9 protein-coding genes are annotated in these 11,662 nt (G+C 58.8%); 5 read left to right on the top strand and 4 right to left on the bottom strand.

The window, feature by feature from the left end:
• Positions 1 to 370: CIA30 family protein (locus tag OE747_RS24170; RefSeq protein ID WP_263830993.1), on the top strand; the 370-nt coding region annotated here is incomplete at its 5' end.
• A 387-nt stretch (positions 371 to 757) separates the two neighbouring features.
• Complete coding sequence (locus OE747_RS24165; protein ID WP_263830992.1) at positions 758 to 1,462, top strand: DUF1194 domain-containing protein; 705 nt, start codon at positions 758 to 760, stop codon at positions 1,460 to 1,462.
• A gap of 48 nt (positions 1,463 to 1,510) precedes the next feature.
• On the opposite strand, the gene OE747_RS24160 is transcribed toward OE747_RS24165, so the two are convergent.
• The 3 genes from OE747_RS24160 to OE747_RS24150 all read right to left on the bottom strand — a co-directional run bounded on the left by OE747_RS24160 (position 1,511) and on the right by OE747_RS24150 (position 7,362).
• Positions 1,511 to 2,119: a ferric reductase-like transmembrane domain-containing protein gene (locus OE747_RS24160; protein ID WP_263830991.1), complete on the bottom strand. Its 609-nt coding sequence runs from the start codon at positions 2,117 to 2,119 to the stop codon at positions 1,511 to 1,513.
• Between the two features lie 20 nt (positions 2,120 to 2,139).
• Entirely contained in the window at positions 2,140 to 2,628 is a 489-nt protein-coding gene (locus tag OE747_RS24155; RefSeq protein WP_263830990.1) for a peptidase associated/transthyretin-like domain-containing protein, read from the bottom strand.
• Between the two features lie 285 nt (positions 2,629 to 2,913).
• Positions 2,914 to 7,362 carry a CHRD domain-containing protein gene (locus OE747_RS24150; RefSeq protein WP_263830989.1) on the bottom strand — a complete coding sequence of 1,483 codons (4,449 nt, stop codon included), beginning with the start codon at positions 7,360 to 7,362 and terminating at the stop codon, positions 2,914 to 2,916.
• A 253-nt stretch (positions 7,363 to 7,615) separates the two neighbouring features.
• On the opposite strand from OE747_RS24150, the gene OE747_RS24145 reads away from it, so the two are divergent.
• Positions 7,616 to 8,116 carry a hypothetical protein gene (locus OE747_RS24145; protein WP_263830988.1) on the top strand — a complete coding sequence of 167 codons (501 nt, stop codon included), beginning with the start codon at positions 7,616 to 7,618 and terminating at the stop codon, positions 8,114 to 8,116.
• Positions 8,117 to 8,533: 417 nt separating this feature from the next.
• Here OE747_RS24145 and OE747_RS24140 read toward each other — a convergent pair whose 3' ends face one another.
• Positions 8,534 to 9,655 (bottom strand): OmpA family protein, encoded by a 1,122-nt coding sequence (locus OE747_RS24140; protein WP_263830987.1) that lies wholly within the window; start codon positions 9,653 to 9,655, stop codon positions 8,534 to 8,536.
• A 30-nt stretch (positions 9,656 to 9,685) separates the two neighbouring features.
• Here OE747_RS24140 and OE747_RS24135 point away from each other — a divergent pair, with 30 nt between their 5' ends.
• Together OE747_RS24135 and OE747_RS24130 are read left to right on the top strand one after the other, a co-directional pair.
• Positions 9,686 to 10,726 carry a caspase family protein gene (locus OE747_RS24135; protein WP_263830986.1) on the top strand — a complete coding sequence of 347 codons (1,041 nt, stop codon included), beginning with the start codon at positions 9,686 to 9,688 and terminating at the stop codon, positions 10,724 to 10,726.
• A 194-nt stretch (positions 10,727 to 10,920) separates the two neighbouring features.
• The gene (locus OE747_RS24130) at positions 10,921 to 11,397 is read left to right on the top strand and encodes an efflux RND transporter permease subunit (protein WP_263830985.1); all 477 of its coding nucleotides are present in this window, start codon (positions 10,921 to 10,923) and stop codon (positions 11,395 to 11,397) included.
• Positions 11,398 to 11,662: the final 265 nt, after the last annotated feature.

Below are 11,662 nucleotides of genomic sequence, written 5' to 3'. Positions count from 1 at the left end.
TTCGTTCGCGCGGCTCACCGGGACGGTCAGCACGGCAAACCGGGGCGGCTTCATCCAGTTCCGTCGACAACTGGATGACCCTGTGCCAGCGGATATCGGTGGCATCCGGCTTATCGTGCGCGGCAACGGTGAACGCTACTTCGTCCACCTGCGAACCACTGGAACCCTGCTGCCTTGGCAATTCTACCAATCGGGCTTTGAGGCGCCCGCCACCTGGACAGAGGTCCGCCTGCCGCTGCCTACCTTCCGGGCTTCCGGCAGCTTGTTGCGCGCAACGCCCTCGGCTTCGACCCTGACCTCGGTCGGAGTTGTTGCATATGGTCGTGACCATGAGGCTCTTCTGGACGTGCGCGAGATCGGTTTCTACTGACCGCCTTCGCCTTGTGAAACAGGTTGTGGCGCGTAAAAACCGCGCAATCGAAAGCTTAAACCACGTTAAGTTCACACTCACGCTTGCACATCACGCATTACTTTTCTGCCCCCCTTTTGGGCAGCGGAAAGCCAGAACCCCAGTTCGCGACTGTCGTTGCGGCCCCGTATAAGCCGCTCATGCCAACAAGTCGAACACGTTCCACCCAATCTGCAGATTGATCGAAGACTGACCCTCGCCGTCCACCAGCGCCCTCATTTGGCTCTTTATGGATGAATCTATGCCGAATTCGCTGGTTTGCGCGGGAGATATGGAGGGCGGGAAGCTGAGGCTGCGTACAAGCCCGTTACTGGTGGCTCGGGTTCATAGTTGTGATACCCTTCCAAAATGCGTGTCTTTTCCTACCTGTTGACCTTCCTTTTCGCGGTCCCGGTCGCTGCACAAGACGTCGACCTTGAACTGGTTTTGCTGGCCGACGCCTCCGGATCGATCTCAGAGGAAGAAATCCGGTTTCAGAGGCAGGGATATGCCGAGGCGTTGACCGATCCACGCGTTCTTTCCGCTATCGGCAACACCGCTTACGGCGCGATCGCCGTGACCTACGTTGAATGGGCGGCAAACACTGCGGTTGTTGTCGATTGGACCAGGATCGATGGTCTCGAAAGTGCACAGGCATTTGCGGACGCGTTGATTGCACCGCCGAGACAGGCTTATGGCCGCAATGCAATCGGTGCGGCCCTGCTCGATGGAAAGCGGCTGATCGAACAAAACGCGTTCGACGGATGGCGCAAGGTCATCGATTTCTCGGGCGACAGCCCCAACAGCTTTTCCGGGCCCTCCATTCAGTCTGCGCGCGACGCGGTGGTCGCGGCCGGGATCACGATCAACGGGTTGCCCATCCTTTGCAGGTTCTGCGACACACCGGCCCGCTACCCGGACCTCAGCGCCATTTATGAGGAGCAGATCATCGGCGGCCTTGGCGCCTTTGTCGTGACCGCGACCAACGAAGCCGATCTGGCCGAGTCTATCCGGCGGAAACTGATCCTGGAGATTTCGGGGGAACTCCCGTCCGATGACGTTGCAAGCAGGTAGGTGAACGGCTTCGCCCGAGGTCAAGGCAGATGATGCCGGGAAGAAATCTCATCGGGGTAATGAGCGTTTCGACCAGACCCCAAGGCTTGCCACGGCTTTTTGCGCCGCCGCCAGAACCAGCGCGCATAGCATCAGCTTCGACAGCGGTTCCATTGTTCCCTCGATCTGCACGGCGTGGATCACTGTCGACACCACGACCAGCAGGCCTAGCGATGTATGACACATACGCCAGATGCGCGGCCGCAAGCGCAACGGCCGCCGGAGCACTGCCACCAGTGCAACGGCCATCAGCGCCCACATCGCAATGACGCCCCACGCAGAAAACGGTGTCGGCGACCGGAACAGCAGAGCGTCAACCACGTCTGGTGGGCTGGTGATCCAGAGCCCAACCACGTGGACGGCAACAGTCGCAACAAGAATCCCACCGACCCACCGGTGGATGCGCCGACCGCGTTGCATCGACAGTCTTGGGAGATACCCCGCAGCTAGAAGTGGCTGAACCAGCATCAAGGCCATCGCAGCAATACCAGCAAAGCCGGCTGCAATGTAGATCGGCTGGCGCCAGGCAAGAAGTGGGCTGGTTGCCGCCAATGCAACCGGCAAGGCAACAACAAAGGCAAGCCCGGCCCAGATCATGTTGTTTCGTGCGCGGCTCATCCGCTTGTCTGCCCCCCAGTTCAGACCGGCTGAAGTACGAAATGCGCCTCCAGGCTGGTGTCCTTCGCGCTCCGCATGACAGGGCGAAGGAAAACCGTCTCGTAGTCGCCGCTGTCATAGGCGAGATGGCCATGAGGTTGTCCGAATGCCGGTACGATCTGCGGCATCTCCAAACGGAACACGCCGTTCGAATCCGTCAGAGTGGCGCCATGACTATGCCAGTCGCGCTCGTGGCCCTCGGTCGTGTGTGCCCAGATCTGGATCCGCTGTCCGGCGAGTGGCATCCCGTCGCCGGCGCGACGCACCGTTCCCGACATCCAGAAACCGCCGCCTCCGATCCGCTCCACGATTGGAGCGCCGGGACGGTAATTGTTGGACCCGCCCCGCATCGATGTCGTGGGAGCCAAACCTTTCGCCGTGGCGGGTACTAGTAAACCGGAGGTTCCGGTCGTCAGGCCGGCACCGAAAGTGGCCAGCAACGTACGGCGGTTGAACAGTTTCGTTATCATCTGCCTTTTCCCGTCAGACTACTGGCGGCTCGGCTGATTTCTGACGACCAAGCGCACCCCTTGAGAAATGTAGCGCGATTTGCGTCCGTTCCAAACCGTCAGAAGCCGCATGTACGGCGAATTGCATCCAGGGCTTCGAGAGGAACAGAGGTCTCGCACATACGCGCCTTCAACATAACCAAAAATTTTGCAGCGCCGTCGGTTCACGCCCCGAGTTTAGAGTCGCCTTCGAGAAAAGGTACCGCGCAAGCGACTGGCATGTAGGCGAGGCACCACTTGGATCTTTCAAACTAACAGGTCGAAAACCTCTGAGCCGATTTGCAGGTTGATCGAGGACTGTCCTTGCCCATCCACCAATGCCCACATGATCTGTCCGGTGGGCCGGTAGATCACAAAGGCCTCTTGCACCGCGTCATCCCCGGCGCGCTCTCCCTCGGCGCTGGCGGTGTGGTTGAAGTTGACCTGGAACTGGTCGCGGGTTGCGGACGCATTACCGAACAGCAGAACGTCTCCCTCGGTGGCGCTATAGTCCTGCACCCAGTCCGAGCCGTGGCCTTCTACACCCACATGGAAGAACTTGTCCGCGCCGCTGCCACCATTGATCCGATCATGGCCGAAGCCGCCATTGACGAAGTCGTTCCCGGCGCCACCGAAGACGAGGTCGGAGAAGGCCGAGCCAGTGATCACGTCGTCACCGTCCTGGCCCTGGATTTCATCCACTCCGAAGCCGCCGGCAATTGTGTCGTTGCCGCCCTGACCATAGACTAGATCGTTGCCTGCCCCCGCATCGACCGAGTCGTTGCCTTCGCCGGCATAGACGATGTCGCGCAAGTCGTCCGCACCTGGTCCGCCGATGATCGTGTCATCACCGTCGCCGCCGTTGAGCGTATCGGCACCGAGACCGCCGTCGAGACTGTCATTGCCGGTGTCACCGATAAGGCGGTCGTTGCCGTCTAGGCCGAGGATCGTGTCGTCGCCCGCAATGCCGATCAGAACATCTGGCCCAGGCGTACCGGTCAGGTTGACCCCCGAGCCGGGAAGATCTAGAGGCGTTTCGCTTTCGACAGTTGAAACTGGCGCACCGGTAATGACCTCGATCGTTGGCGGCGTCGTGGGGTCGTAAACCTCGGTTGCGATTTCCACCAGTTCGCCCAGACCCTGGTCCAGCCCGGTGAGGGTTGCTAGAACCTCGGACCCGTCCGTGTTAGTCAGGGCCAGCGACGTGACCGTTCCCTGAGCGGCGGCAAGAAGGTCTTCGCGGGTCGGTGTAAAAAGGTCGTCTGGCAGGGCAAGCCCGGTACCGCCGATCACCAACCTCGCCCCACCCAGTTGCAGGACAATCTCGGTCGCAGAGCGGGAAAAAAAGGGGCTGTCTGCCAGCAGGAAATCGGACCCGAACAGGTCGGTCGCTGTCAGGTCCAGCCCGGCCAGACGGGTCAGCACGGCGTCGCCAGTGGTGGCTGCCGCAACGGCCGACGCAACGAGTGAGGAGGCAAGCGTGTCGCGGGTCAGCGGCGCATCGCGTGTCACACCCTCCAGAGTTTCGGGCGTGTTGCCTTTGCTGGTCACGTCGATATCCGGGTCCAGGTAGATGTTTCCGGTCATCAGCGTGCCATCGCCCGCGTTCGCGCCCGACGGTAAAACAGTCCGATCAACCGAATTGCCAAAAAACTCCGTTTCGGCGGACCCCGCCGGGCTACCATCGTGCGTTGCATGAATGTTGATTTGGGCGTCTGCTGACGAATAGATCGCGGTGCCCTTGGCCACGCCCGTGTTGTTACTCGCAACATAATTCGGGGTCACGGTGCCTTTGATCACTTCTATGTCCGACAGAGCATACTGGTAAACCTGATTTCCCTCGAACCGCGTGCCAAAGACCGAGATATCGCCGCCCGCCGCAAAAATCGCCCCACCGCGCCCGGCAAGATTGTCCTGAAACAACGAGTCGCTGATGTCGATGGTGCCTGATTCATTAAATACGGCACCACCTTTCGACTGGTACGCGGCATAATACGAGTGTTTTTTATTGCCGCCCCGTCCATCGCCGCGAGTCGCGTTGTGCATGCGCAGCTGCGTGAATTCCATGTCATGGATCGTAATGTCTCCGCCGGTGTTCAGTAGGCCGCCCCCATCGGCGGCGGCCCCTCTGTCGCCGCTTGCCACCGTGGTGACCCCACCGTCCAGCCGAAACCCCGAGAAACTGACTTCGGCGCCGTCATGTACATGAAACGCCCGTTCGGCCATGGTTGTGCGTACAACGGATGTCCCGCCCTGAGCACCCACGATGGCAACATCCGACAGGATATCCAGATCACCAAGGCGTGCATTTTCTTCGGTCAGGGCGCTGGCCAATCTGATCTGAATATCGTCAAAATAGTCACGGCTTAAAAGCTCTCCCGGGCCAAATATCTCTGTAAGGTTAAGATAATAGGTGTCTGCGCCCAGCCGGATAACGTCCGGATCCGGATCGGCGTTGGCCTGCAAAATGGCCTCGCGCAGGCTGGTTTCACCGTCGTCGGGATCAATTACATCTGCGGTTGTGGTGACGACGATTTCGGACCCGCCGAAGAAAATCGGAAGCCTTTCACTTTCAACTGTTTCCAGCGTTCCATGGCCGTCAGTGTAGGACGCCGTGGCTGACACGGTTCTCCCGAAATCTGCCAGACGCGGCGTATAGTTGTCTTCCGTGGCCCCCGCGATCGGAACGCCGTCACGTAGCCACTGGAAAGAAAACGCACCCAGCCCGTCGGCATCCGAAATCCCGTCGGTAAGGGCAAAGAGGGTCTGTCCGACCACGTTGTCTCCGCTGAAGATCAAATCCCCGACCGGCTCGTCATTGACGTTGACCACTGCAGCGGTTGGTGTGCTTGAAACGGTCTGCGGTCCGCCCGCGTCGATGTACGACATGCGGACCGAGACCGGCTGGCCGACATCCTCCTGTGTCAGTTCATAGGTCGAAGCGGTTGCTCCGCTGACGTCGGTCCCGTTGCGCAGCCATTGGTAGGAAATGGTAGATCCGTCGATCGCGCTGGTGTTTGCCGGCAATGCGGTCAGTGTTTCCCGCTGCGTCGCGGTTCCGGTTATCGACACGGTCGGAACCGGGGTTAATTCAAGAGTCGAGACGGTCTGATCGTCGAACTGCAACCGCTCGATCCCGTTCAGCGTGTCGATCCCGTCCGCAGAGGTAACGACGACATGTTCGGCTTCAAAGGTTACCTCGGCATCTTCGAACAGCCCCGAGAAGACTGCGGTATCGATGCCTTCACCTCCGTCTAGCACGTCGTTACCTTCGTCGCCGCGCAAGCGGTTGTCCTGAGCATTGCCCGTCAGATTGTCGGCAAAGAGCGATCCTACAATATTCACGAAATTGCGCAGCTCGTCCCCGGCAGCATCCCCGCCAGCGGCCAAGTCGTCCAGCAGACTCACGGTTACGCCAGCGGCAGAGCTGCCATAGCTAACCGTATTTGTGCCAGTGCCACCATCCAAAGTATCGGCACCGCCGCCACCTTCGATTGTGTCGTCGCCCCCAAACCCGTTAATCAGGTTTGCATCGGCGTTTCCGCGCAGGTTGTCAGCAAAACCCGAGCCTTGCAGGTTTTCGATCCCGCTCAGGCTGTCGCCCTCGGCGTCACCGCCCGTCGCGTTCCCGGCCTCAAGATCCACGCTTATGGCATCGGGAGAAGCGCTGTAGTCGGCTGTGTCAACACCGTCGCCCCCAAGCAAGGTATCCGCGCCGCCCAAACCGGTCAGAGTGTCATTTTGGTCGAGCCCCTCGAGACGATTTGGGGTGTCGTCACCAGTCAGATCGTCGGCAAAGGCCGAACCTGTCAAGTTCTCGATGCTGACAAGAGTATCGCCTGTGGCATCCCCTCCCGTCGTCTCCTCGGTCTCGAGATTGATCGTCACGCCTGCGTCGGAGCTTGCATAGCTGGCCGTATCGGAGCCGCCCCCACCCTGGATATCATCGGCGCCGTCGCCGCCTTCGAGGACATTGCCATTATCGTCACCGAACAAACTGTCAGTCCGGGAAGTGCCAATCAGGTTCTCGATGGAGACAAGCACATCGCCTTGGGCGTCGCCCCCCGTGGCGGTGCCATCCGCAAGATTGATGCTGACCTCCTGACCCGAGCTTGCATAGCTGGCAGTGTCGCTTCCTTCACCTCCATCCAGCAGATCCGGTCCCGCAAGACCCTCCAAGGTATCGTCGCCGCCTAGACCATAGAGGTAGTCAAGCTCCGGCGTGCCGGTGATCGTGTTTGCTTCTTCATCTGAAAGCGTGACGAACTGTCCGCGAATTTCACCAGCCGGGTTTCCGGTGGTGTGGACATTCACATAGAGTTCGGCGTCGTTTCCGACTATTGCGTTGCCCAATTGGACAGAGAAGAAATCCAGCGGCAAGGAGGCGGGGTCAAGCGCTTCCCATTGCCCCTCAATCAACAGCACTCCGCCGCTTTCTGACAGGTTCAGATCGTCCGGGTCCTCGTTCAGGATGTTGAATACAACATTTCCATTGGCGCCACGTGCCCCGGAATGAAAATGGATCCCGGTGACGTCATCATTGATATCGGCTGGAAACGGCCCCGATGCCGGTAAGATCAAGCTGTAATCCAGACCGGACAGAAAGATGCGATACCAGAGCGTTTCGGAGAAGCCTGTATTCTCGTACAGAGCGTATCCATAGCCCGTCGCAGTAGACGTCACACCAGGCACTTGCTGCAGTCCGTCCAGTGACATCCGGAATAACCTGGCCATCGTCTCCCCCCCCCCCTCTTGGCAGACCCTGCGGCGCGACGATCATAGGTTGGTCGAAAGCTGAAAGGCCCTTCAATTGCCTAAATAGCAGAAATGCTTAGACAAAGATACCATTCTAGCCCAACCTTGCCAGCAAGGTGTATGAGTGTCAGAGGCGGATAATCATTTGGCACGACCCTAGGGTGAACGCCAAGCAACAATAGTATTTGATAAGCTGCATGAGATTCCAGAGGACATGACAGAACCAGAAACACTCGGGATGATGCGTCTGAAGGATCCGAATGAAGCGGCGGGACTTGCTCTACGACTGCTTGCCGGAGAGACGCCGTTTCGTGATATGCCGATGGGCATGTCGGCGGGGATGATGCTCGGTGCGATCGACCAGAACCGCTATGTTTTCGCACGACGCAAAAATAAGGCGGTTGGCTTCGCCTGCTGGACATTTACCGCCCCGCAAAGCGCCGAAGACTGGATACGCAAGGGCAGACCGTTTGAAAGCCTTGAGACCGCCGCGCCAGGATCAGCCGCTGTTATCCTTGCTGTTCAGGCGGTTGACACCGAAACAACCCGTTTTCTGTTTAAGGGACTGCGAGACAATCAGCTTGCGACAGTGGATCTGTGCTACTACGTCAGGGATTACGGAAGAAAAGAGGGCAAACTGCCCCGCTATGTTCGGCTGATCCGCCCAAAAGTCCGTCGAATGTCGAAAGACAAGCCTTACCAGAAAGTCATCTAAAGGCTTCGAACATGCCATTGGGTCATTCTCGCACGTCTATCCTATATTGCCTCCCACACCGATCCCTGAGGATCTTCCAAAAGGTACCTCACCCTCGCAAGTTCACTGCGGTATAAGTAAAGCCCTCCCCACATGGTCCCCAGGGTGTCGCGGGTCGGATTACAAACCAAGACACAAGCCGCTGAAGGAACAGGTCGCCAAAGCTGCGCGCGTCAATGAGCATCGACTGGAAAGGGACACTGACGCGCGCCTAGTTCGAGAGTCACGCGTGCGACATCTCCCATGAAGCTGAAAGCGTCTATACCACCTGGGAAGAGTTCCACCTCAGAATTTTTCATGGAATAGAGCCGGATCCCGAGAAGGCTCAAACACAACAGTGCATGTGGCAGCGTGACCTACTTCAAGCTCAATAAGTCTTTAACGTGGTACAAATTCGATGCGTCGATTGCGTTCCTTGTTGGCCGCGCTGGTATTGGGAACAACGGGACGGTCTTCGCCATAACCGACGGCGATCAGGCGATCAGAGGCGATACCTTTGCCGGTCAGAAAGGCCTGCACCGCCTCTGCGCGTTTCTCACTGAGGGCCTGATTGTTGGCGTTCGAGCCATCGCTGTCTGTATGGCCGCCAATCTCGATCCGCAACTGAGGACAGCGGTTCACGATGTCGAAAAGGTTTTCCAGTAGCGGCAAGGACGCGTCATCCAGTCGTGCACTTCCTGACCGGAAGTAAATACTCCCGGTACGAGACAAGATCTCCATCCGGCCGTTGCAGGCCTCGTTGTCCATCACGCCCTTGGTTTCAAGCGCCGCCGCCGCCGGGGAGGGCGTGGCGACTTTCTCGAGCTTTGGTGGCGTTCCGGGGGTCGAGCAGTCAAAGATGAAATCGAAGCTCACGAAACCGAAGGGTAGGATATCGACGTTCGCCGCCTCTTGAAGTTTGGCGCGCCCATCATCAAGGCCGAACTCTGACAACCCGATCGCGATCGGGATGGTGTTGGCGACGGCGACGCGGTCGTTGTTGATCAGCGTAACAGCCACATCGGCCGTACGATCCATGGTGATGCCATGTAGGTTCAGGGTGAACGGTAACTCTATGAACTTGTGTCGAACCTGGTGCAAGTCCATAAGCTGATCGGACGGCAGACGCGCGGTGATGGTCGTCTCTGGGAACTTGAAGGTTTCGAAGAACAGAAACCGCATGCGTACGTTCCGCAGATCGATTTTGGTGTCGACGGAATCCATCTGGACCACGACGCGGGCTTCGCCATCGGGCGTGATCACGCCGGACAGGTTTGCAAAACCGCTATTCTCGGCAATTGAGGCCTTCTTGACCGACATGAACCGCAACGCCGAGGCCGGAGAGTCGAGTATCCAGCCGTTCTCGAACGGGTCAATGGATTGCGCTTTGGCGGGAACAGCCAGAAGGAACAGCGCAGCGACGGCACCAAGAAAGGGAAATCGTCTTTCCATTATATCGACCTTACGGATGCCGCCGACTTGGATCTCCTGGCAGTAGAGGCTCGGTCGATCCTGTTGCAAATGGCCTCGGCTCACAATCGCGCGAACATCGTGATCCTGGATGCCTGCCGCAACAACCCATTCGAGGGATTGCCCGACCTTAAAGACAACGGTCTTGCGGAGATGAAGGCGCCCCCTGGAACCTTTATTGCATTGGCCACTGCGCCGGGCGGAGTTGCCTTAGATGGACTTGGCGCCAACAGCCCGTTCACCATGGCGCTGGCAGAACATATGGGGCAACCGGGTCTTGCAATCGAACAGGTGTTCAAGAATATGCGCAAGGACGTGATGGCGGCCACACGCGGTCAACAGACCCCTTGGGACACCTCTTCGTTGTTGACCGATTTCACCTTTGTCGCCGAAAAGGTTCTGTCGGCCGAGGACCGTGCTGCCCTGCAGCTTTGGAACACGGTTCAGCAATTGCGCGATCCGGTGCAGATCATGTTGTTCGTCAGGGCCTATCCTGAAAGCAAGTACGTACCCGACGCCTACTCACTGCTGGAACAGGTAATGGCCGAGGAAATTGCGGCCGTCGCCAAACCCTCGGCCCAGACCTCAGCCTCGGACGAAGAACGGGCGCTGTTCGAGGCGGTTAAGGGGGAGGGAACAGCTGATGCTTTCCAGACCTATCTTGATGCATTTCCCAAAGGTGTCTTCCTGGAGGAAGCTCGAGAGCGACTGGCAGCCTTGAAGCCTTCGGGCCCGTTGACGGACCCGTCCCCCGAACCTGCGCCCACTCCAGTTCCTGTGGCTGAGGCCGCACCGGACAAGGACGAAATCAAACTGCCGGACGAAGCTGTAGTCATTACCATGACTTCGCCGCTGATCGCGGGCAATGATGTGGTCCGAGACCAGACGATCAGCCAGTTGATCAACGGATCGCCTAAGTTTCCGCCGATCGAGGGCCTACCCGACGAATTGTGGAAAGAGCAGAAGTGCTCGAATTGTCATCAGTGGACGAAAGAGGCGCTGTGCCAACAGGCGCAGGTCTATGCCGACGCAGAAGTGTCCCGGTCGATCAACAAGCAACACCCTTATGGTGGGGGATTGAAGGTCAACTTGCGGCAATGGGCCAAGGGCGGCTGCCAATAATCCTGGCGCCGACCGCTACGATCTACTCCCGCACCACCTTTGCCACAAACTTCGGCCCGTAGCACGTCGGGAACCCGCGCTGTTGATAGGTTATAGCAACGCGCGCAGCCTCCAAATCGCGCAGCTTTTGGCCATAATCGGGTCTTAGTTATCAACAGTGGGTCTGCTGAACCACACCGCTGAGGAGACCGGTTTTGACCATCCCCCATTCTATTGCTGCGGCCCTGCCGGTCGGTGTCGCCGGTGCCATCTACGCGATGTCGGCGGGCGGGCTGTCCTTCAACGTCTACAGCCAGATCGGCATCATCCTGTTGATAGGTCTTGTCGCCAAGAACGGCATCCCGATCGTGGAGTTCGCCAATCAGCTCCGCGACGAGGGAAAATCGGTGCGCGACGCGGTCATCACCACCTCGGTGCTGCGCCTGCGCCCCATCGCGATGACGGTCGTCTCCACCATCCTCGGCGCCCTGCCGCTTGTCCTGGCTTCCGGCGCGGGCGCCGAAAGCCGCAACGCCATCGGCACCGTCATCATCGCCGGGCTGGGCCTGTCGGCGCTGCTGATGCTGGCGGCCACACCGGTGCTTTACGATCTGCTCGCCCGCTATACCAAACCGCGCGGCGCGGTCGAAAAGGCGCTGGAACAGGAACTGACCACCGTCGGCCAGAACTGAGGCGCCCGATCCGCCCCCGGTCCTCCCAACATCGCAATTGCAAGGGAACGGTTCGGCAAAACCCGGACGGATCGCCGCCTGCCCTCTCCGGATCGCGGCGAACCGGGGGCCGCTCATCTCAAATCCCGGTCTTTTGTGCTACCATCGGGATCAGAAATGATTCTTTTTTGATCTATGTTCAATCTCTTGGGGGAAAGTTTAGTCATGGTCGATCCGAGCCTTTTCACAACCGTTAGCGATAACACGCTCCTGCCCTTCGGGGGCA

It is taken from the genome of Ruegeria aquimaris, assembly GCF_025751555.1.
Taxonomy (GTDB): domain Bacteria; phylum Pseudomonadota; class Alphaproteobacteria; order Rhodobacterales; family Rhodobacteraceae; genus Ruegeria_B; species Ruegeria_B aquimaris.
The sequence above is the reverse complement of the archived record's forward strand: the minus strand, read 5'-3'. Positions and strand labels throughout refer to the sequence as shown.

Coding starts and splice junctions, on each gene's coding strand:
- OE747_RS24145 (WP_263830988.1), top strand. CDS start 7,616: ATGACAGAACCAGAAACACTCGGGATGATGCGTCTGAAGGATCCGAAT.
- OE747_RS24155 (WP_263830990.1), bottom strand. CDS start 2,628: ATGATAACGAAACTGTTCAACCGCCGTACGTTGCTGGCCACTTTCGGT.
- OE747_RS24160 (WP_263830991.1), bottom strand. CDS start 2,119: ATGAGCCGCGCACGAAACAACATGATCTGGGCCGGGCTTGCCTTTGTT.
- OE747_RS24150 (WP_263830989.1), bottom strand. CDS start 7,362: ATGTCACTGGACGGACTGCAGCAAGTGCCTGGTGTGACGTCTACTGCG.
- OE747_RS24165 (WP_263830992.1), top strand. CDS start 758: ATGCGTGTCTTTTCCTACCTGTTGACCTTCCTTTTCGCGGTCCCGGTC.